The organism is Rhodanobacter sp. OR92 (assembly GCF_000427545.1).
In the GTDB taxonomy this organism is placed as follows: Bacteria; Pseudomonadota; Gammaproteobacteria; order Xanthomonadales; family Rhodanobacteraceae; genus Rhodanobacter; species Rhodanobacter denitrificans.
Genome location: NZ_ATYF01000020.1, coordinates 22,569 through 42,615 on the forward strand (window position 1 = coordinate 22,569; position 20,047 = coordinate 42,615).

Annotated in this window: 17 protein-coding genes; 9 read left to right on the plus strand and 8 right to left on the minus strand. The window is 68.4% G+C overall.

Annotated elements, in window-relative coordinates; translation table 11 throughout:
• The first annotated feature begins 146 nt into the window (after positions 1–146).
• Both speA and RHOOR92_RS0111350 read left to right on the plus strand, forming a co-directional pair.
• The gene (gene speA, locus RHOOR92_RS0111345; protein WP_027490268.1) at positions 147–2,036 is read left to right on the plus strand and encodes an arginine decarboxylase; all 1,890 of its coding nucleotides are present in this window, start codon (positions 147–149) and stop codon (positions 2,034–2,036) included.
• Positions 2,037–2,142: 106 nt separating this feature from the next.
• Positions 2,143–2,943 (plus strand): 3-hydroxybutyrate dehydrogenase, encoded by an 801-nt coding sequence (locus RHOOR92_RS0111350; RefSeq protein ID WP_027490269.1) that lies wholly within the window; start codon positions 2,143–2,145, stop codon positions 2,941–2,943.
• Between the two features lie 13 nt (positions 2,944–2,956).
• Here the strand turns inward: RHOOR92_RS0111350 and RHOOR92_RS0111355 are convergent, their stop codons facing one another.
• The 4 genes from RHOOR92_RS0111355 to radC form a co-directional block, all read right to left on the minus strand.
• Positions 2,957–3,709 carry an SDR family NAD(P)-dependent oxidoreductase gene (locus tag RHOOR92_RS0111355; protein ID WP_007514406.1) on the minus strand — a complete coding sequence of 251 codons (753 nt, stop codon included), beginning with the start codon at positions 3,707–3,709 and terminating at the stop codon, positions 2,957–2,959.
• Between the two features lie 45 nt (positions 3,710–3,754).
• The gene (locus RHOOR92_RS0111360) at positions 3,755–4,459 is read right to left on the minus strand and encodes an SPOR domain-containing protein (protein WP_027490270.1); all 705 of its coding nucleotides are present in this window, start codon (positions 4,457–4,459) and stop codon (positions 3,755–3,757) included.
• On the minus strand, positions 4,459–6,147 hold the full coding sequence (gene argS / locus RHOOR92_RS0111365) for an arginine--tRNA ligase (protein ID WP_027490271.1): 1,689 nt from the start codon (positions 6,145–6,147) through the stop codon (positions 4,459–4,461). The genes RHOOR92_RS0111360 and argS overlap by 1 nt, the downstream gene beginning before the upstream one ends.
• 509 nt (positions 6,148–6,656) lie before the next feature.
• Positions 6,657–7,328 (minus strand): DNA repair protein RadC, encoded by a 672-nt coding sequence (radC, locus tag RHOOR92_RS0111370; RefSeq protein ID WP_007514399.1) that lies wholly within the window; start codon positions 7,326–7,328, stop codon positions 6,657–6,659.
• Between the two features lie 96 nt (positions 7,329–7,424).
• Here radC and coaBC point away from each other — a divergent pair, with 96 nt between their 5' ends.
• The 3 genes from coaBC to RHOOR92_RS19995 are packed head-to-tail and all read left to right on the plus strand — an operon-like array spanning position 7,425 to position 11,453.
• Positions 7,425–8,630, plus strand: a complete 1,206-nt coding sequence (gene coaBC / locus RHOOR92_RS0111375; RefSeq protein WP_015449137.1) for a bifunctional phosphopantothenoylcysteine decarboxylase/phosphopantothenate--cysteine ligase CoaBC — start codon at positions 7,425–7,427, stop codon at positions 8,628–8,630.
• Positions 8,627–9,082: a dUTP diphosphatase gene (gene dut, locus RHOOR92_RS0111380; protein ID WP_015449136.1), complete on the plus strand. Its 456-nt coding sequence runs from the start codon at positions 8,627–8,629 to the stop codon at positions 9,080–9,082. The genes coaBC and dut overlap by 4 nt, the downstream gene beginning before the upstream one ends.
• A gap of 58 nt (positions 9,083–9,140) precedes the next feature.
• A complete protein-coding gene (locus tag RHOOR92_RS19995) occupies positions 9,141–11,453 on the plus strand; it encodes a phosphomannomutase/phosphoglucomutase (RefSeq protein WP_027490272.1) in 2,313 nt (770 codons plus the stop codon).
• A 71-nt stretch (positions 11,454–11,524) separates the two neighbouring features.
• On the opposite strand, the gene RHOOR92_RS0111390 is transcribed toward RHOOR92_RS19995, so the two are convergent.
• Both RHOOR92_RS0111390 and pyrE read right to left on the minus strand, forming a co-directional pair.
• Positions 11,525–12,166, minus strand: coding sequence for a DUF4124 domain-containing protein (locus RHOOR92_RS0111390; RefSeq protein ID WP_015449134.1), 642 nt, complete (start codon positions 12,164–12,166; stop codon positions 11,525–11,527).
• 117 nt (positions 12,167–12,283) lie between these two features.
• Positions 12,284–12,931 carry an orotate phosphoribosyltransferase gene (pyrE, locus tag RHOOR92_RS0111395; RefSeq protein WP_007514389.1) on the minus strand — a complete coding sequence of 216 codons (648 nt, stop codon included), beginning with the start codon at positions 12,929–12,931 and terminating at the stop codon, positions 12,284–12,286.
• Between the two features lie 156 nt (positions 12,932–13,087).
• On the opposite strand from pyrE, the gene RHOOR92_RS0111400 reads away from it, so the two are divergent.
• From RHOOR92_RS0111400 to RHOOR92_RS0111410, 3 genes are all read left to right on the plus strand, one after another.
• The gene (locus RHOOR92_RS0111400) at positions 13,088–13,858 is read left to right on the plus strand and encodes an exodeoxyribonuclease III (RefSeq protein ID WP_007514386.1); all 771 of its coding nucleotides are present in this window, start codon (positions 13,088–13,090) and stop codon (positions 13,856–13,858) included.
• A gap of 64 nt (positions 13,859–13,922) precedes the next feature.
• Positions 13,923–15,161: an MFS transporter gene (locus RHOOR92_RS0111405; protein ID WP_007514384.1), complete on the plus strand. Its 1,239-nt coding sequence runs from the start codon at positions 13,923–13,925 to the stop codon at positions 15,159–15,161.
• A gap of 136 nt (positions 15,162–15,297) precedes the next feature.
• Positions 15,298–15,609 (plus strand): hypothetical protein, encoded by a 312-nt coding sequence (locus RHOOR92_RS0111410; RefSeq protein WP_007514382.1) that lies wholly within the window; start codon positions 15,298–15,300, stop codon positions 15,607–15,609.
• On the opposite strand, the gene RHOOR92_RS0111415 is transcribed toward RHOOR92_RS0111410, so the two are convergent.
• On the minus strand, positions 15,579–16,709 hold the full coding sequence (locus RHOOR92_RS0111415; protein ID WP_007514380.1) for an anhydro-N-acetylmuramic acid kinase: 1,131 nt from the start codon (positions 16,707–16,709) through the stop codon (positions 15,579–15,581). The genes RHOOR92_RS0111410 and RHOOR92_RS0111415 overlap by 31 nt on opposite strands.
• A 13-nt stretch (positions 16,710–16,722) precedes the next feature.
• Positions 16,723–18,168, minus strand: a complete 1,446-nt coding sequence (locus tag RHOOR92_RS0111420; RefSeq protein ID WP_007514378.1) for a peptidoglycan DD-metalloendopeptidase family protein — start codon at positions 18,166–18,168, stop codon at positions 16,723–16,725.
• 186 nt (positions 18,169–18,354) lie between these two features.
• Here RHOOR92_RS0111420 and tyrS point away from each other — a divergent pair, with 186 nt between their 5' ends.
• Positions 18,355–19,566 (plus strand): tyrosine--tRNA ligase, encoded by a 1,212-nt coding sequence (gene tyrS / locus RHOOR92_RS0111425; protein ID WP_015449127.1) that lies wholly within the window; start codon positions 18,355–18,357, stop codon positions 19,564–19,566.
• The last annotated feature ends 481 nt before the right edge of the window (positions 19,567–20,047 follow it).

Consider the following 20,047-nt stretch of genomic DNA (forward strand, 5'->3'; position numbering starts at 1 on the left):
GACCCTTCGCCGGCGGCCGACCAGCCCGATCGGCCCCGCGGCGTGCGAGGCTTCCGGTCGTTCGGGCTCGTGCTGCTGTCATCGGGCAAGACGTCAAGGCTCGCCGCTGCGACGACATCATCCTTTTCCATCGAGGAGATCTCTGCATGGCGAACCCTTGGAACACCGACGCTGCCCGTCACACCTACGCCGTACCCCACTGGAGCGACGGCTACGTCGACGTGGACGACGCCGGCGACATCGTGATGCGCCCGCGCGGCGCCCGCGGCCCCAGCCTGTCGCTGCCGGCGATCGTCGAACGTGCCCGTGCCGACGGCCTGCGGCTGCCGCTGCTGGTGCGTTTCCCCGACATCCTGGCCGACCGCCTGGCGCGGCTGCAGGGCGCGTTCGCCAAGGCGATCGACGAGTGGCGCTACGCCGGCGGCTACACCGCGATCTACCCGATCAAGGTCAACCAGCAGCGCGGCGTGGCCGGCGAACTGGTCGCCGCCGGCACCTGCGGCTTCGGCCTGGAAGCCGGTTCCAAGCCCGAGCTGATGGCGGTGCTGGCGATGGCGCGGCCCGGTTCCATCGTGATCTGCAACGGCTACAAGGATCGCGAGTACATCCGCCTGGCGCTGATCGGCAAGAAGCTCGGCCTGCGCGTGCACATCGTGATCGAGAAGCTGTCCGAGCTGGACCACGTGTTCGCCGAGGCGAAGGCGCTGGGCGTGGAGCCGCTGCTCGGCGTGCGCGTGCGGCTGGCCTCGATCGGTGCTGGAAAGTGGCAGAACACCGGCGGCGACAAGGGCAAGTTCGGGCTGTCGCCGCAACAGGTGCTGACCCTGATCGAGCGACTCGACGCGGCCGGCCTCAAGCACACGCTGAAGCTGCAGCACTTCCACATGGGTTCGCAGATCTCCAACGTGCGCGACATCGCCAACGGCATGCGCGAGGCCACCCGCTACTTCGTCGAGCTCTCCCGGATGGGCGTGCCGCTGGAGATCGTCGACGTCGGCGGCGGCCTCGGCGTGGACTACGAGGGCTCGCGCTCGCGCAGCCACAACTCGATCAACTACTCGATCGAACAGTACGCCGCCACCATCGTGCAGTCGCTGGCCGAGGCGGTCGAGGCCGAGGGCCTGGCCGCGCCGCACATCCTCACCGAGGCCGGCCGCGCGATGACCGCGCACCACGCGGTGATGGTGGTCAACGTGACCGAGGTCGAGGAAGTGCCGGCCGGCGCGATCCCGCCGCCGTGCGCGGACGAGCCGGCGGTGCTGCGCCGGCTGCGCGAGACCTGGGAGGAACTGGACCGGCGCCCCGCGCTGGAGCTGTTCCACGAGGCGCAGCATCACCTGAGCGAAGGCCAGGCGCTGTACGCGCTGGGCCAGCTGGCGCTGGCCGACCGCGCGCGGCTGGACGAGATGTACTACGCGATCGCCAACGCCGTGCGCGCGCGCCTGCTGCCGGCCGAGCGCTCGCACCGGCAGGCGCTGGACGAACTGGACGAGAAGCTGGTCGACAAGTACTTCGTCAACTTCTCGGTGTTCGAGTCGATCCCCGACGTGTGGGCGATCGGCCAGATCTTCCCGATCGCGCCGATCGCGCGGCTCGGTGAACAGCCCACGCGCCGCGGCGTCATCGTCGACCTCACCTGCGATTCGGACGGCCGCATCGACCACTACGTCGACGCCGAGGGCGTCGACGTCAGCCTGCCGCTGCACGCGCTGAGGGCGGGCGAAAGCTACCGCCTCGGCATCTTCATGGTCGGCGCCTACCAGGAGACCCTGGGCGACATCCACAACCTGTTCGGCGACACCGACGCGGTCAACGTGCGCGTGGATGGCGACGGCTACACCTTCGCCCACGTGCGCCGCGGCGACACCACCGACCTGATGCTCGACTACGTCGGCTACGACCTGGAGGCGCTGCGCGCCAGTTATCGCGAGCGCATCGCCGCCGCCGGCCTCGGTGGCGCCGAGGCCGCGCAGTTGTACGACGCGCTCGACGGCGGGCTCACCGCGTACACCTATCTGGCCGAAGACGCCGACTGAGCTTCTGCTCCAAGGTCCAATGGCGCCTTGCGCGGCAGCACCTACAATTTGCGGAATGGGCGCGGCGGTGAGGCCGCGCCTCCCCGCCATCCTGAAGGAGCAAAGCATGAACAGTCTTGAAGGCAAGGTCGCCCTGATCACCGGCGCGGCCAGCGGCCTCGGCAAGGCAATCGCCGAGCTGTACGCGATGCACGGTGCCAGCGTGGCGATCGCCGACATCAACCAGCAGGCCGCCGATGCCGTGGCCGCGCAGATCAATGCCGCCGGCGGCAAGGCGCTCGGCCTGGCGATGGACGTGACCAGCGAGGCGGCGGTGAACGAGGGCACCGACCAGGTGGTCGCCGCGTTCGGCGCGCTGGACATCCTGGTCTCCAACGCCGGCGTGCAGATCATCAACCCGATCGATCAGTTCAGCTACGCCGACTGGAAGAAGATGCTGGCGATCCATCTCGACGGCGGCTTCCTCACCACCAGGGCCGCGCTGCAGCACATGTACAAAGATGACGGTACCGGCAAGAGCCGCGGCGGCATCGTGATCTACATGGGCTCGGTGCACTCGCACGAGGCGTCGAAGCTGAAGTCCGCCTACGTCGCCGCCAAGCACGGCCTGCTCGGCCTGGCCCGCACGCTGGCCAAGGAAGGCGCGCCGCACCACGTGCGCTCGCACGTGATCTGCCCGGGCTTCGTGCGCACGCCGCTGGTCGAGAAGCAGATCCCCGAGCAGGCGAAGGAGCTGGGCATCAGCGAGGACGAGGTGATCAGGAACGTGATGCTGAAGGACACCGTCGATGCCACCTTCACTACCGTCGAGGACATCGCGCAGACCGCGCTGTACCTGGCCACCTTCCCGTCCGCGGCGCTGACCGGGCAGTCGATCGTGGTCAGCCACGGCTGGTTCATGCAGTAGGCATGATGTCGCGCTAGTTGCGGTGCACCTGCAGCCCGGCCGCCGACTGGCTGACCGGCATCACCTCGATGCGGTTGATGTTGAGGTGCGGCGGCAGGTTGGCGATCCACCAGATCGTGTCGGCGATGTCGGTCGCGGTGATCGGCTGGGCGCCGGCGTAGAGCTGATCGGAGGCGGCCTGGTCGCCGCCGGTGCGCACCAGGGTGAACTCGGTCTCGGCCATGCCCGGCTCGATGGAAGTGACACGCACGCCGGTGCCATGCAGGTCGGTGCGCAGGTTCTGCGAGAACTGGGTGACGAAGGCCTTGGTGCCGCCGTACACGTTGCCGCCGCGATAGGCGTAGCTGCCCGCGATCGAGCTGATGTTGACGATCGCGCCGCGGCGCGCAATCAGTTGCGGCAGCAGCAGGTGGGTCAGCGACACCAGCGCGGTGACGTTGGTGTCGATCATCTGCTTCCACTGTTCGAGGCTCGCCTGCTGCGCCGGCGCGGTGCCCAGCGCCAGGCCGGCGTTGTTGACCAGCAGGTCGATGTCGGCGAACGCGGGTGGCAGCGCCGCGTGTGCCGCGCGCATCGCCGCCTCGTCGCGCACGTCGAACGCCGCCGCATGCACGCGCCCGGCGCCGTGCCGCGCCACCAGCGGCTGCAGCCGTTCCATGCGGCGACCGCTGGCGATCACCCGCCAGCCGCCGGCCACGAAGCGTTCCACGGCGGCGGCGCCGAAGCCGGAGCTGGCGCCGGTGATCCAGGCAGTCTTGGTCGTCATGAGCGGCACACGTGATGGGAAAAGTCGGGGGAAGAGTCGGGTGGCCTAGCGGCCTTCCTTCAGCGCGATCGCGTTGATGCCGGCACCGGCCAGGCGCTGCTTGGTCGATTCCAGCTCGGTGGCCGAGCGGAACGGCCCCAGCCGCACGCGGTTGTAGGTCTGCCCGCCGATGCTGACCGACTGCACGTTCGCCACGAAGCCCTGCAATGCCAGTTTCGCCTTCAGCGTTTCCGCGTCGGCGGCGTTCGGGAAGGCGCCGACCTGCAGCAGGTAGCCGCTGCCGACGGCCGGTTGCGGTACCGCGCTGGCCGGGGCGGCGGTGATGTCCTGGCTGACCGCGGCCGGTGCGTTGGCCGGCGCCACGGCGGGCGCCTGGGCTGCCTGCTGCGCTTGCAGCTGCGCCGCCTGCTGTTTCTGCTGCTGCTCGACGCGCGCCTGTGCGCTGATCTCGGCGTCGGGAATGCGCACTTCTTTTTCCGACAGCACCGAGTAGAAGTCGAACTGCGGCTTTTTCGGTGCGCTGTCGCCGGTCGATTCGAGCACGCCCGGCGCGCTGCCGCGCTCGGCCGTGGCCTGCGGGTTTGCCTGCGGGCCGTCGGCCTTGCGCAGGCCGGTCAGCAGGCTGCCGCGCATCATCACGGCCATCAGGATCGCGCCGGCGACCAGGCCGACGATCGCGTAGCCCCAGCCCGGGAAGCCGTTGCTGCCGTTGCGCACGGCCTGCCGGCCCCTGCCCTTGCGTGCTGCCATTACATCTTCTCCGGGGCGCCGAGGCCCAACAAATCCAGCCCATTCTTCAATACCTGGCGGGTCGCCACCACCAGCGCCAGGCGCGCGTTGCGCAGCTCGGCGTCCTCGACCAGGAACTGGTACGAGTTGTAATAGGTGTGGAACGCGTTGGCCAGTTCACGCAGCCAAGCCGCGACCAGGTGCGGCTCCAGGTTCGCCGCCGCGGCCTCGACCAGTTCAGGGTACTTCGACAGCTCGGTGAGCAGGATCTGTTCGTGTTCGGTGTCCAGCCGCGCCAGGTGGGCGAGCCCGTCGGCGAGGTCGACCGTGAAGCCCTTCTCCGGCGCCTGGCGCAGCACGCTGCAGACGCGGGCATGCGCGTACTGGATGTAGTAGACCGGGTTGTCGTTCGACTGCGAGCGCGCCAGGTCGATGTCGAACACCAGCTGTGAGTCGGACTTGCGCGAGATCAGGAAATAGCGCGTGGCGTCCTTGCCGACTTCGTCGATCAGGTCGCGCAGGGTGACGTAGCTGCCGGCGCGCTTGGAGATCTTCACCTCCTCGCCGCCCTTCATCACCGTCACCATCTGGTGCAGCACGTATTCCGGCCAACCCTTCGGGACGCCGCAATCGAGCGCCTGCAGGCCGGCCTTTACCCGCGCCAGCGAGCCGTGGTGGTCCGAACCCAGCTCGGTGATCGCGCGCTGGTAGCCGCGCTGCCACTTGCTCAGGTGGTAGGCCACGTCGGGCAGGAAGTAGGTGTAGGTGCCGTCGGACTTGCGCATCACGCGGTCCTTGTCGTCACCGAACTCGGTGGTGCGCAGCCACAGCGCGCCGCCTTCCTCGTAGGTGTGGCCGTGCGCGACCAGCTCGCGCACGGTCTCCTCGACCTTGCCATCGGTGTACAGCGACGATTCGAGGAAATAGGTATCGAAGCCCACGCCGAACGCCTGCAGGTCCAGGTCCTGCTCGCGGCGCAGGCTGGCCACGGCGAAGCGGCGGATCGCCTCGAGGTCGTCGACGTCGCCGGCCGCGGTCACCGTTTCGCCGTCGGCGACGACCGACTCGCGATCGAGATAGGTGCGCGCCACGTCGGCGATGTAGTCGCCGCGGTAGCCGTTCTCCGGCCAGCTGCTGTCGTCCGGGGTGATGCCGCGGGCCCGTGCCTGCACCGAGATCGCCAGGTTGGCGATCTGCACGCCGGCGTCGTTGTAGTAGAACTCGCGCTTGACGTTCCAGCCGGTGGCGTCGAGCAGCCGGCTCAGGCAGTCGCCGATCGCCGCGGCGCGGCCATGACCCACGTGCAGCGGGCCGGTCGGGTTGGCCGAGACGAATTCCACGCCAACGGTCCTGCCGTTGCCGCTGGTGCTGCGCCCGTAGGCGTCGCCGTCGGCCAGGATCCGGCGCACTTCGGCGTGATAGGCGCCGGCGCCGAGGAAGAAGTTGATGAAGCCGGGGCCGGCGATCTCGACTTTGTCCACCAGCGTGTTGGCCGGCAAGGCGGCGACCAGCTTCTCGGCCAGCTCGCGCGGCCTGGCGCGCGCCGGCTTGGCCAGCAGCATTGCCACGTTGCTGGCGAAATCGCCATGCTCGCGGCTGCGCGCCCGCTCGATCACGAAGCCGGGCTGGCCGAGATCGGCAGGCAGAGAGGCGGCCTCTTGCAGGGTCTGGATTGCCTGCAGCACCAGTTCGCGCAGCTGTTCTTTCACGTGTGGGATCAGTTTCGTGATGGAACCGGTAATCCTAACAGACCGCCTTGACGCCGAAACGCGCGGTATGGAGTGCCTGCCGCACGGGGCGATGACAGCTCGGCATGCGCCGGAATTTTGACGCACCGCGGCGAGCCAATCTGTGGATAAGTCTGTGGGGAAAGCGGGAGCGGGCGGGCTGGCCCGGCCTGCAGCCCGCCAAACATCTATCCATCGCAAGAAATTAAATTTCAAGATCAATGAGTTGCAAAGCAAAGCTCGAGCCGGCGCCGGATAGGCACGGCAAGTGCCGGTATCACCGTTTTGTGTATAAGTGCCGGCCGCTTGCGCGGCATCTCCCGCCGAGGTTCGCGTCACGGTTTTGTCATGCGGCACTGCGATACTGAACGGGCCAGAACATGAACTCCCCTCCATGACATGGCGCCCGGGGATGCCGCTCTCCCCACCTCCCCAATCGGCCTCGCGGCGTGGCTTGTGCCACGCCGCTTTTTTTGCCCGCGAGTCGGCGCTCAGATCAGGCCGCGCGCCGCCATCGACACCGGCTCGCCGCTGCCGATCACCAGGTGGTCGAGCACACGCACGCCGACCAGCTGCAGCGCGTCGCGCAACTCGTGGGTGATTGCCCGGTCCGCGGCGCTGGGTTCGGCCACGCCGGAGGGGTGGTTGTGGGCGAAGATCACCGCGCAGGCGTTGTGCCTGAGGCAGGCCCGCACCACTTCGCGCGGGTGCACGCTGGCGCCGTCGACGGTGCCGCGGAACAGCTCCTCGAACGCCAGCACGCGGTGGCGGTTGTCCAGGTAGAGACAACCGAACACCTCGTACGGCAGGTGGCGCAGGCGTGCGCGCAGGTAGTCGCCGCTGTCGCGCGGGTTGCCCAGGCTGGGCTGCTCGCGCAGTTGCTCGGCCAGGCTGCGCCGGGCCAGTTCCAGCGCGGCGGCGATCCGCGCGCGCTTGGCCGGGCCGAGCCCGCCGACGTGGACGTGCGGCTCGCTGCGGCCGAGCAGCGCGCCCAGGCTGCCGGCGCCGGCGATCAGCTCGCGACCCAGCGCCAGCGCGTCCTTGCCGCGGCTGCCGCTGCCCAGCAGTACCGCCAGCAGTTCGGCGTCGGACAGCGCGGCGCTGCCGCGCGCCAGCAGTTTTTCACGGGGGCGTTCGCCCTCGGGCCAGTCGCGGATGCTCATGCCCTCAACTTGCCGCACGGTGCCCTTGCCGGGCAGCGGTGCGTGCGAGTGAATCCGGTAAGCTAGGCCTCTGCCCGGTTGTCAGGCCCGCCTTACATGAGTCTTGCCCAACGCCGCATCCTGCTGGGAGTGTCCGGCGGCATCGCCGCCTACAAGTCCTGCGAACTGGTTCGCCGCCTGCGCGATCTGGACGCCGAAGTGCGCGTGGTGATGACCGAGGGTGCCACCCGTTTCGTCAGCCCGACCACGTTCCAGGCGCTGTCCGGCCAGCCGGTGCGGGTCAGCCTGTGGGACGCGCAGGCCGAGGCGGCGATGGGACATATCGAACTGGCGCGCTGGGCGGAACGCATCCTGGTGGCGCCGGCCAGCGCCGACCTGCTGGCGCGGCTGGCGCACGGCCTGGCCGACGATCTGCTGAGCACGCTGTGCCTGGCCAGTGCCGCGCCGCTGTATCTGGCGCCGGCGATGAACCAGCAGATGTGGGCTCACCCGGCGGTACAGGCGAACATCGCCACGCTGCACCGGCACGGCGCGCGCTTCCTCGGCCCGGCCGCCGGCGAACAGGCCTGCGGCGACGTCGGCAGTGGCCGCATGCTGGAACCGCACGAGCTGCGCGACGCGCTGGCGGCCTCGTTCGGCGAACCGTTGCTGGCCGGGCGACGCGTGCTGGTCAGCGCCGGCCCGACCTACGAGGACATCGACCCGGTGCGCTTCATCGGCAACCGCAGCTCGGGGAAAATGGGCTTCGCGGTGGCCGAAGCCGCCGCGCAGGCCGGCGCCGAAGTGACCCTGGTCGCCGGGCCGGTGGGCCTGGCCACGCCGGCCGGCGTGGCCAGGCGCATCGACGTGCGCAGCGCGGCGCAGATGCATGCGGCGGTGCTGGCCGCCGCGGCGCAGGCGGACATCTACATCGGCGCGGCGGCGGTCGGCGACTATCGCCCGCAGGAGGTGTCCGCGCAGAAGCTGAAGAAGCGCGACGGCAGCGAGCTGGTGCTGCATCTGGCCGAAAATCCCGACATCCTGGCCAGCCTGTCGGCGCAAACCGCGCACCCGTTCCTGGTCGGATTCGCCGCGGAGACGCATGATGTGGCGAGCTATGCGCAGGGCAAGCTGCGGCACAAGGGGCTGGACATGATTGCGGCAAACCAGGTGGGCGGCGGCCTCGGTTTCGAGTCGGCCGACAATGCGCTGACGCTGTATTGGGCCGACGGCGCGGCCGAACTACCGCGTACGTCGAAAGCCGAACTGGCGCGACAGCTGGTCGCCCGCGTGGCCGAACGCTATCGGACGGCGCGCGGATGATTGACGTCGAGCTGAAGATCCTCGACCCGCGCCTGGGTGACAGCATTCCGCTGCCACAGGCCGCCACGCCGGGCAGCGCCGGCATGGACCTGCGCGCCGCGCTGGCGCAGCCGCTGACCCTGGCGCCGGGCGAAAGCGCACTGGTGCCCAGCGGAATGGCGATCCACATCGGCGATCCGGGCTGGTGTGCGCTGGTGGTGCCGCGCTCCGGGCTGGGCCACAAGCATGGCCTGGTGATGGGCAACCTGGTCGGGGTGATCGACGCCGACTACCAGGGTCCGCTGATGATTTCGTGCTGGAACCGCGGCAGCCAGCCGTACACCATCGCGGTGGGCGACCGCATCGCCCAGCTGCTGCTGGTGCCGGTGGCGCAGGCACGATGGAACGTGGTGGCCGATTTCGCGCCGAGCGAGCGCGGCGGTGGCGGGTTCGGCTCGACCGGTATCGAATGACCAGCAAGGTCGACCCGGGCACCCGGGCCGGCACGCAGTGACTGCCGTGGGGGCGGGTATGGCGTTGAACATCGCGAACGAACGGCTGCGCAACCTGCGCGTCGACTGGCGGGACTTGCTGCCGCTGGCTGGCGGCACCGCGCTGCTGCTGCTGGGACTGTTCTGCGCCTGGCAGACCTGGCTGATTGCCGACGAGGGCAATGCGGTCCGCCGCGTGCACCTGGCCCAGGATGAGGCCGTCCGCGCGCTGGCCGCAGAAATCGCCAGCCAGCGCGGCGCGGTCGAAAAGGTGCTGGCCAGCGTCGATCCGGCGACCTTGATGAGCGACCCGGCGCAATCTGCCGCGGCGCTGCGCCGGCAGTTGCCGCAGGCGAAGAAGCTGGAGTTGTACAGCGGCGAACTCACCGAGGTGCTCAAGGCCAATTACCGGGAGTTCGGCTACGCCAAGGCGGCCCAGTTGATGGCTGCGCAGAGCGCGGAGGGGTTGCCGCTGGCGCAGAGCGTCTCTTACGGCAACGGCGATCGCCGGCTGAGCCTGGTGATCCCGCTGGGGCCGCCGCAGCGGGCCCAGGCGTGGGCCTGGGTCGAATTGCCGTTCGCGCCGCTGCGGCAGCGCTTCGACGCGATCTCGCCGGCCGGCGGCCGGCTCGACCTGCGCCAGGGCGACGATCGCGGCTACGTGCAATTGCTCTCGCACGGCACCCGTTCGGCCGAAGCCGAAGCCACCGGCAAGCCGGTCGCCGGCAGCGTGTTCAGTGTCGGTGCCGGCCTGCCCGGCGCCTTCATCGTGCTGCCGCGCTGGTGGCTGCTCAGCGGCCTGCTGGCCCTGCTCGGCCTCGGCGGCGGCGGCTATCTGCTGCGCCTGCGCCAGCGCTGGAAAGCGCTGCCGGAGGTCGAGGAACCGGAGGTGCCGCTGCCCGCGCGGCAGACCGCTCCGGCCCGGGCCAAGCCGCCGGAGCCGCCGGAGCGGCCCGCGGCCGCGCCGGTGGCCGGCGTGGACCCGAGCATCTTCCGCGCCTACGACGTGCGCGGCGTGGTCGGCAAGACGCTGAACAAGGAGGTGGCGCGTGCGCTCGGCCAGTCGATCGGCACGCTGATGGTCGAAAAGGGCCTGCGCGAGATCGTGGTCGGTCGCGACGGCCGGCTGTCCGGGCCGGAGCTGGCTGCGGCGCTGGCCGATGGGCTGCGCGAAGCCGGCGTCGACGTGATCGACATCGGTGCGGTGCCGACGCCGGTGGTGTACTACGCCACCTATCGCTTCAACACCGGCTGCGGCGTGGCGGTCACCGGCAGCCACAACCCGCCGGACTACAACGGCTTCAAGATCGTGGTCGGCGGGCAGACGCTGGCCGAAGGCGCGATCCAGGACCTGTACCAGCGCATCGCCGGCGGTGCGCTGGCCAGCGGCGGCGGCGGTGGCCTGCGCCAGGTCGACGTGGCCCCGGACTACATCGAGAAGATCATCGCGGACGTGCTCGCCGAGCGCCGCCTGAAGGTGGTGGTCGACTGCGGCAACGGCATTCCCGGCGCGATCGCGCCACAGGTGCTGGAAGGTGTCGGCTGCGAGGTGGTGCCGCTGTACTGCGACGTCGATGGCAGCTTCCCGAACCATCACCCGGACCCGTCCGACCCGCACAACCTGGAGGACCTGATCCTCGCCGTGCGGCAGACCGGCGCCGACCTGGGCCTGGCCTTCGACGGCGATGGCGACCGCCTCGGCGTGGTCACCCGTAGCGGTGAAATCGTCTACCCGGACCGCCTGCTGATGCTGTTCGCGCGCGACGTGCTGTCGCGCCAGCCCGGCGCTACGGTGATCTACGACGTGAAGTGCACCAGCCACCTGAAGGGGCAGATCCTGGACGCCGGCGGCAGCCCGCTGATGTGGCGCACCGGGCACTCGCTGATCAAGGCGAAGATGCGCGAGACCCAGGCCGAGCTGGCCGGCGAGATGAGCGGGCACTTCTTCTTCAAGGAGCGCTGGTACGGCTTCGACGACGGCATCTACGCCGCCGCGCGGCTGCTGGAGATCCTCGCCGGCGACCTGCAGGGGCGCAGCGCCGAGCAGATCTTCGCCACCCTGCCGAAGAGCGTCTCCACGCCGGAGCTGAAAGTGGAACTGGCCGAGGGCGAGCACTATCGCTTCATGGACCAGCTGCGTCAGCAAGCCAGCTTCGAGGACGCCAGCCTGATCACCATCGACGGCGTACGCGCGGATTGGCCGGACGGCTGGGGGCTGGTGCGCGCGTCGAACACCACGCCAGTGCTGGTGTTGCGCTTCGAGGCGGACGACCCGGTGGCGTTGAAGCGGATCCAGCAGCTGTTCCGCCGGCAGTTGCTGGCCGTCAATCCGGGCTTGAAGCTGCCCTTCTAGCCGCGGTGATCGGCTGACGGTGGCACCCCACGCGGCAAGCCGCGCGCAGGGTGGGCGCCACCGGCGCCGCCCTACTCCGCCGCCTGCCCCTGCGCCGTCCTGACCTCGCGGTAGTGCGCCAGTTGGCCGACCTGCTGCCGCTCGGTATCGCTGCGCAGGGTCTGCTGGCGGCTCAGCGTGTCGCGCAGCGTGGCCACCACGTTGCGCTGCTGCGCGATGCTGTCGGCCAGAAACTTCGGCACCGGGTTCTTGGCGTTCTCGAGGTCGGCCGCCCGGCCGAGCAGGTCGGTCAGCGCCTTCTCCTGGCTGCGCAGGTTGATCTGGGAGGTATGGATCTGCTGGTCGATGGTGTCCAGCGTCTGCTGCAGCGAAATCCGGTAGGACTCCTCGTCCGGGTAGGCTGCCAGCATCTGCGCATCGGCGTTTGCACGCTCCTGGGCGGCGCGCTTCTGGGCCGCCTGTTCGGCCGCCAGCTTGTTGGCGGCGACGCGTTCGGCAGCGGTCAGCTGGCGCGGCACGCGCTGCACCACCAGGCCGCGGTCGTTGACCAGGTCGTAACCGTACTTCATCGCTTCGGCGGTCAGGCTGTCGCTGAAGTGCACCAAGCCTTGAGCGTCGTACCATTTGTAGCGGATGTTGCCGGTGTTCTGGGCGTACGCCGACAGGCTCGCGGCCAGCACGACAGCAGCGATGACGAGCAATGATTTGCGCATGGATACCTCTCTCGTTGCCCAGTATAGCCAGCGCCGCCGCGCTGCCTAGCTCGGTGGCGGCGGCAGTCGTCGCCAGTGTGACCGGGTTCGCCTGAGTCTATCGACCGGACGCTGAACTCAGCGCCGGACCCCGTAGCGCTCGCGGTAGGTCAGCAGGCGGGCGTGTTCGGCGGCCAGACGCGGCTGCTCGCCGGCATACGCCAGCACGTCGTCGAGGCCGGTGATCGCGATCACCGGGATGCCGTAGTCGGCGGTCACTTCCTGTGCGGCGGAGCGTTCGCCCTGGCCGCGCTCCTGCCGGTCCAGCGCGATCAGCACCCCGGCCGGCGTGGCGCCGTGGGCACGGATCAGCTCCAGCGATTCGCGTACCGCGGTGCCGGCGGTCATCACGTCATCGACGATCAGCACCCGACCCCGGAGCGGGGCGCCGACCAGCACGCCGCCCTCGCCATGATCCTTCGTCTCCTTGCGGTTGTATGCCCACGGCAGGTCGCGGCCGTGGCCGTCGGCCAGCGCGATGGCGGTGGCGGCGGCCAGCGCGATGCCCTTGTAGGCAGGGCCGAACAGCATGTCGACGGCGATGCCGGCGTTCACCATGGCGGCGGCGTAGGCCCGGCCGAGCCGGGCCAGTGCGGCGCCGGAGTCGATCCGCCCCATGTTGAAGAAGTACGGGCTCTGACGGCCGGATTTCAGGGTGAACTCGCCGAAGCGCAGCACCTCGCGCTGCAGGGTCAGTTCGATGAAGTCGCGCTGGTAGTCGTGCACGGATCGTCTCGCAAACGGTGGAAGTCGGGGCCGCGGAGCGGGCGCCGCGGGTCGGCACGCACCCATGGTACAGCCCTGCCATGGGCCTGGCCGGGGCGTGGACGACGGAGCGGGCCGGCAGGGTTGCTATGATGACCCGCCGCCCGAGGAGTTCGCATGCGCATCATCAGTCTCAATGCCAACGGCATCCGTTCGGCCGCGACCAAGGGCGTGTTCGACTGGTTGCGCCGGCAGCGAGCCGACGTGGTCTGCCTGCAGGAAACCAAGGCGCAGGAAGACCAGCTCGCCGACCCGATGTTCCGTCCCGACGGCCATCACTGCTTCTACCGCGACGCCAGCAGCAAGAAGGGCTACAGCGGCGTGGCGATCTATGCCAGGCGCGAGCCCGACCAGGTGCTGACCGAACTGGGCTGGGACGAGTTCGACGACGAGGGCCGCTACATCGAGGCCCGTTTCGGCAAGCTCAGCGTGGTCTCGCTGTACTTCCCGTCCGGTTCCTCCGGTGACGAGCGCCAGCAGTTCAAGTTCAAGGCGATGGAGTGGATCACGCCGATCTTCGACAAGTGGCTGAAGAGCGGCCGCGACTACGTGATCTGCGGCGACTGGAACATCGTGCACACGAAGAACGACATCAAGAACTGGAGCTCGAACCAGAAGAATTCCGGCTGTCTGCCGGACGAGCGCGCCTGGCTGGACCTGCTGTTCCACGAGCGCGGCTGGGTGGACAGCTTTCGCGCGATCAAGCCGGACACGGTCGAGTACACTTGGTGGTCCAACCGCGGCCGCGCCCGCGAAAACAATGTCGGGTGGCGGATCGACTACCAGGTGGTCTCGCCGGCCCTGCGCGAACGCCTGAAGGCCTGCTCGATCTATCGCGACGAACGCTTCTCCGACCACGCGCCGTACACCGTCGACTATGCCGACTGAGCCGGCGGGCCGGCCGGCCAAGCCGTCGGTATGGCGGGCATTCGCCCAGCCGGCGGCGTGGACGATGTTCCTGTTCGGCTTCTCCTCCGGCCTGCCGTTCCTGCTGGTGGCCGGCACGCTGGCGTACTGGCTGAAGGAAAACGGCATCAAGCTGGCGGACATCACCATGATCGCCAGCGCCGGCATGACCTACGCGTTCAAGTTCGTGTGGGCGCCGCTGCTCGACCATTGGCGGCTCCCCGGCTTCGCCCGCCTTGGCCAGCGCCGCGGCTGGCTGCTGTTCGCGCAGCTGGGCGTGGTGCTCGGGCTGCTGGCGATGGCCGCGCTGACCCCGGTACAGCTGGTGCCGTTCGTCGCCGCCACGCTGGCGGTGGCGTTCTTCGGCGCCACCCAGGACATCGCGGTGGACGCCTACCGCATCGAGATCGCGCCGATCGAGGCGCAGGGCGCGCTGGTCGCCACCTACTCGCTCGGCTACCGCATCGGCCTGCTGCTGGCCGGCGCGGTGGCGCTGATCCTGGCCGACCACCTGCCGTGGCGGCTGGTCTACGCACTGATGGCGCTGGCGATGGCGGTGCCGCTGGCGACCACGCTGGTCGCGCGCGAGCCGGAGGTGCTGCGGATACGTGCCGCGGGCTGGCGCGATGCGATGCGCGAGAGCGTGCTCGATCCGTTCGCCGATTTCTTCCGCCGCTACGGCTGGGCACTGGCCGGGGTGACGCTGCTGTTCCTGCTGCTGTTCAAGATGCCGGAGCAGGCCACGATCGGCGGCATCATGAGCCCGTTCTACCGCGACATGGGCTTCTCCAAGACCGAGATCGGCACGATCACCAAGATCTACGGGATCTGGATCGGCATCGTCGGCGTGTTCCTCGGTGGCGCGGCGGTGGCGCGCTGGGGCGCATGGCGCCCGCTCGGCGTCACCATCGTGCTGTGCGGCTGCAGCAACCTGCTGTACCTGCTGCTGATCGCCCATCCCGGCAACCTGCTGGTGCTGACCCTGGTGATCTCCGGCGAGAACCTCACGCTCGGCATGCTGGGGCCGCCGACCGTGGCGTTCCTGTCCTCGCTGGTCAACCGCCAGCACACCGCGACCCAGTACGCGCTGCTGAGCTCGCTGGTCAACCTGCCAGGCAAGCTGCTCGGTTTTTTTGCCGGCGGCATCGCCAGCGCCACCGGCTACGGCGGCTACTTCGTCATCACGGTGCTGGCGGTGTTGCCGTCGATGCTGTTGTTCGCCGGCCTGTGGCGCTGCTTCCGCGGCGAGGAGCGTGCACGCGCGGCGGCAGAAGGCGCCACCTAGGCTGTTATCGGCAGGCGTGGTTGCGTTCACAGCGGAACTGCCAAGTCGGCCACGAAATCGTCATCGCGACGTGTACGGTGGCGGCGGTTATGCAAGCATCCACGGCACAGGGCACGTGTAACATGGAGTGACGCTTATGCCGGACATGGTCCTGCAACATGTCGACAGCCTGCTCGTCGAACGCATCCGGTCGCTGGCCAGGGATCGCCAGTGCTCGATCAATGAAATCATGCTGTACGCCCTGCGCAGCGGCTTGGGCATTTCGGCCGCGCAGCAATTCAGCGAAAGTTTGCGCGACCCGGAGGCGCTGACCGTGCTCGAAGGTCAGTGGGAAGCCGCGGAACAGGGGGTGTTCCAGGAGGCGCTGCGTGCGCTGGCGCAGACCCGGCCGACCCAGCTGGCTCCGGAAAGCATCGGCTATGCCGGGCGCACGGTCGGCGCGGAATAGATCGCGCCCAGCACCCGCGGGCCACGCGCGCCGGTGACCGCCGGCAGGTTGCCGGGCAGGCCGAGCAGACGCTGCCGTGCCAGCCAAGCGAACGCGGTGGCTTCGAGGAAGTCCGGGTCGATGCCGTAACGCGAGGTGCCCTGCAGCACGCGTGGCGCCAGCAGCACGCTCAGCCTCCGCATCAGCGCGGTGTTGTGCACGCCGCCGCCGCAGGCCAGCACTTCGTTCGCATCCGGCGCGTGCTGCGCGATCGCCAGGGCAACACTGCGTGCGGTGAGTTCCAGCAGGGTCGCCTGTACGTCGGCGGGGTCCAGCGCGGCGAGTGGTGCATGTGCGCTCAGCCAGTCCAGGTGGAAATATTCGCGGCCGGTACTCTTCGGCGGCGGCAGCGCGAAATAGGGATCGGCCAGCAGGGTGTCGAGCAGGTTGGGGTCGAGGCGGCCGGCGGCGGCATAGGCACCATCGCGGTCGAACGGCTCGCCGCGCTGGCGCAAGCACCAGGCGTCGAGCAGGCCGTTGGCCGGACCGGTATCGAAACCGAGCACGCGGCCGTCGACGCCGAGCACGGTGATGTTGGCGATGCCGCCCAGGTTGAGCACCACCCGGGTGTGTCCCGGCCGCGCCAGCAGCATCGCGTGCAGCGCCGGCAGCAGCGGCGCACCCTGCCCGCCGGCGGCGACGTCGGTGCGGCGGAAGTCCGCCACCACGTCGATGCCGCAGCGTTCGGCGATCACGCTGGGGTCGCCCAGCTGCAGGGTGAACGGGTAGGCGCCGGCGGGCCGGTGGCGCAGCGTCTGGCCGTGCGAGCCGATCGCGCGGACGCGCGTCGCGGGCGTGCTGCTGCGTTCGAGCAGTTGCAGCGCGGCGTCGGCGAAGCAGTGGCCAATCTGGACGTCCAGCCGTCCAAATGCATCCAGGTCGAGCGTGGCTTCGCCTTGGGCCAGGGCGAGCATCCGCTTGCGCAGATCCTCCGGCCAGGGATGCGAGTGACTGGCGTGCAGCTGCGGTACGCCACGCTTGAAGCCGGCCAGTACGGCGTCGATGCCGTCGGCGCTGGTGCCGGAGATCAGCCCGATATAGAGCGCCGAGGCGTCGTCCACGCGCGGCGGGTGCTCAACTGTCGTGATTGGCGGGGGCGTTGGCGCGCGCCAGCTTGATGCGCGCGTCCAGCTCGGTCAGCCGCGCCAGCTGCGGCTTCACCACCTCGGCCTTGAAACGTGCCATCTGCACGGCCGGCAGCGGTTCGGGCTTCGGCAGCGTCACCGTCTGCGGATTGCGCTGCACGCCGTTGACGCGGAACTCGTAATGCAGATGCGGGCCGGTAGCCAGGCCGGTCATGCCGACGTAGCCGATCACTTCGCCTTGGCGCACGCGCTCGCCCACATGCTGGCCCTTCACGAAACGCGACATGTGACCGTAGGCGGTGCTGATGCTCCTGTCGTGCTGGATCACCACGAAGTTGCCGTAGCCGCGCTCCCAGCCGTGGTACTTGATCACGCCGTCGCCCGCGGCGTGGATCGGGGTGCCGCTGGGGGCGGCGTAGTCGACGCCCTTGTGCGCGCGCATGCGGCCGAGGATCGGGTGCATGCGCGCCGCAGTGAATTGCGAGGAAATGCGGGTGAAGTCGACCGGGATGCGCAGGAACGACTTCTGGATCGGCCGTCCGTCCTCGCTGTACCAGCCGTAGCTGCCATCGGCTTTCTTGAAGCGGTAGGCGGTGTAGCGCTGGCCCTGGTTGATGAACTCGGCCGCGATGATGTTGCCCTGGCCGTAACGCACGCCGTCGCGGTAGATGTCGTCGTAGATCACCGTGAAGCTGTCGCCGACACGCAGATCCTGCACGAAGTCGATGTCGTACTTGAACAGGTCGGCCAGCTTGCCGACCATTGCCGCATCCATGCCGGCCTGGTCGCCGGCGGCGTACAGGCTGCTGCGGATCACGCCATGCGCCACCTGTTCGCGCAGGTCCATATCGCGCTGCTGGATGGCGACGGTGGGCTGCGCGCCGTCGAGGCGGACAGTGGCGCGGCTGGCCTGGTCCTGGTCGAAGCGGAAGCCCTTGAGGCTGCCGTCGCTGCCGAGCAGGAAGTCGAACTCCTGGCCCGGGCGAATGCTGTGCAGGGCGGTCTTGGCGCCCCCGGCGGCGTCCATCACCTTCTGCAGGTCGGCCATGCCGAGACCGCGGGCGGTGAAGATGTCCGACAGCGTCTGGCCAGGCTGCACTCGCACCACCTGCCAGTCGTCCACGGTCGCGGCGGTGGCGCTGACCGGCGCGATCTTCGGCAGTGCCAGCGGCAGCAGTGAATGCACTTCCGGCGTGGGTGCCGGCCGCATCGCGCTGGCCCAGGCGGGCATGATGAAACCGGACAGCAGGGTGATCAGCAGCGCCGTGCCGGCGAGCACCAGGCGCTCGCGGTGCCAGCGGATCGGCTCGACTTCGCCGGAGCGATTGAATGACCAGTGAGCGCAGCGCGCGTAGAAATGGGAGTGCCGACGCTGTGCCTTGCGACAGATCGCCTGCTTGCGGGTTTGCCGCGCCCCCTGCTTTTCTTCTGCCATGCTGTGCACGCCCGCGCTACAAAGTAACAAACTGCGCGTACCATAACTGTCATGTGCAAAGGGCGTCAACGCCTTTCGCATCAAGGGTTTGCAACGCATTTGTTGTTAACACACAATTAACGTTGACGGCACGGTCACACAGCGGACCACGGCCTACTTCCACTGACATCGACTGAGAAACCTTGAATGAGCGAGCTTGAACGGGCGTTGGCCACGATGGCGCGTGGCGCTGACGAAATCATCAAGCGGGAAGACCTGGCCGAGCGCCTGAAGCAGGGTCGCCCGTTGCGGATCAAGGCCGGCTTCGATCCGACCGCACCGGATCTGCACCTGGGCCATACGGTGCTGCTGAACAAGATGCGCCAATTCCAGGACCTAGGTCACCAGGTGATTTTCCTGATCGGCGACTTCACCGGCATGATCGGGGACCCCACCGGCAAGAACGTCACCCGCAAGCCGCTCAGCCGCGACGACGTGCTGGCCAACGCCGAGACCTATGCCGAGCAGGTCTACAAGGTGCTCGATCGCGAGAAGACCGAACTGCGCTTCAATTCGGAGTGGTTTGGCAAGATGAGCGCGGCCGACATGATCAGGCTGGCCGCACAGCACACCGTGGCGCGCATGCTCGAGCGTGATGACTTCACCAAGCGTTACGCGGCGCAGCAGCCGATCGCGATCCACGAATTCCTCTATCCGCTGGTGCAGGGCTACGATTCGGTGGCGTTGAAGGCGGACGTGGAGCTGGGCGGCACCGACCAGAAGTTCAACCTGCTGATGGGGCGCGCGCTGCAGGAGCACCATGGCCAGCCGCCGCAGATCGTGCTGACCATGCCCTTGCTCGAAGGCCTGGACGGCGTCAACAAGATGTCCAAGTCGCTGGGCAACTACATCGGCATCAGCGAGCCGGCGATCGACATCGTCACCAAGACCATGAAGATCGGCGACGAGCTGATGTGGCGCTGGTTCGAACTGCTCAGCTTCGACGTGTCGCTGGACGAGCTGGCACGCATGAGGCAAGACATCGCCAGCGGCGCCCTCAACCCGCGCGACGCCAAGCTGCGTCTCGCGCGCGAGCTGGCCACGCGCTTTCACGACGCAGCCGCTGCCGAGCAAGCCATCGCCGGCTGGCATGCGGTCGTGCGCGGCGAGGGCGATACTTCGCTGCTGCCGCAGTCCGATGTCGCGGTGCCGGCCGAGGGGATGCGCCTGGCCGCCCTGCTGACCGCTGCCGGGCTCACTGCGAGCAACTCCGAGGCGAATCGCAAGTTGAAGGAGCGTGCCGTGCGCATCGATGCCGACGTGGCGGAGGACGCGCAGCGCGTCTTCCACGCCGGTTTCGAGGGCGTACTGCAGGTCGGCAAACGCAACTTTGTCCGCGTGAGGCTCGTGCCCGCCTGATCCGCTGCGTTCCCGCCAGCGGGGGCGTGCAGCGAGTGTGTCCGGGAAAGAAAATTTCGCGCTGCTGCGGTGGCTTGCGAAGATTCCATGAAATTTTTCTCAAGAAACACTTGCCAAATAAAACACAGCCCGTATTATTCGCGGCCCGCAGTCGCCCAACGTCGCAAGACGGACTGCCGGAGACCTCGAAGTAGCTTTCTCGTAGGTGTTGACGGTCGTAAAAAGCGATGTAGAATGGGCGGCTCACCCGGGACGAAAGGTCACGGGGCGATCACCGAAACGGTGGTCGGCAAGGTGAAGATCTTTGACAGTGTGCGCAGGTGAATTGTGTGGACGTCTTGTGCTGGAGGGTTGCGACCTGTCCAAGCAATGCAAGCGTCCCACCAAGTAAAAAGTCAGTAATGAGTTTTGATTGGTTGGGAACATACGCTTCAGAAAGATAGATCGACTTCGGTTGATCGAAAACTTAAGTGAAGAGTTT

Coding starts and splice junctions, on each gene's coding strand:
- RHOOR92_RS0111400 (WP_007514386.1), top strand. CDS start 13,088: ATGCGCATCATCAGTCTCAATGCCAACGGCATCCGTTCGGCCGCGACC.
- RHOOR92_RS0111360 (WP_027490270.1), bottom strand. CDS start 4,459: ATGGCAGCACGCAAGGGCAGGGGCCGGCAGGCCGTGCGCAACGGCAGC.
- RHOOR92_RS0111405 (WP_007514384.1), top strand. CDS start 13,923: ATGTTCCTGTTCGGCTTCTCCTCCGGCCTGCCGTTCCTGCTGGTGGCC.
- speA (WP_027490268.1), top strand. CDS start 147: ATGGCGAACCCTTGGAACACCGACGCTGCCCGTCACACCTACGCCGTA.
- RHOOR92_RS0111350 (WP_027490269.1), top strand. CDS start 2,143: ATGAACAGTCTTGAAGGCAAGGTCGCCCTGATCACCGGCGCGGCCAGC.
- tyrS (WP_015449127.1), top strand. CDS start 18,355: ATGAGCGAGCTTGAACGGGCGTTGGCCACGATGGCGCGTGGCGCTGAC.
- radC (WP_007514399.1), bottom strand. CDS start 7,328: ATGAGCATCCGCGACTGGCCCGAGGGCGAACGCCCCCGTGAAAAACTG.
- RHOOR92_RS0111390 (WP_015449134.1), bottom strand. CDS start 12,166: ATGCGCAAATCATTGCTCGTCATCGCTGCTGTCGTGCTGGCCGCGAGC.
- RHOOR92_RS19995 (WP_027490272.1), top strand. CDS start 9,141: ATGGCGTTGAACATCGCGAACGAACGGCTGCGCAACCTGCGCGTCGAC.
- dut (WP_015449136.1), top strand. CDS start 8,627: ATGATTGACGTCGAGCTGAAGATCCTCGACCCGCGCCTGGGTGACAGC.
- RHOOR92_RS0111355 (WP_007514406.1), bottom strand. CDS start 3,709: ATGACGACCAAGACTGCCTGGATCACCGGCGCCAGCTCCGGCTTCGGC.
- coaBC (WP_015449137.1), top strand. CDS start 7,425: ATGAGTCTTGCCCAACGCCGCATCCTGCTGGGAGTGTCCGGCGGCATC.
- RHOOR92_RS0111410 (WP_007514382.1), top strand. CDS start 15,298: ATGCCGGACATGGTCCTGCAACATGTCGACAGCCTGCTCGTCGAACGC.
- RHOOR92_RS0111420 (WP_007514378.1), bottom strand. CDS start 18,168: ATGGCAGAAGAAAAGCAGGGGGCGCGGCAAACCCGCAAGCAGGCGATC.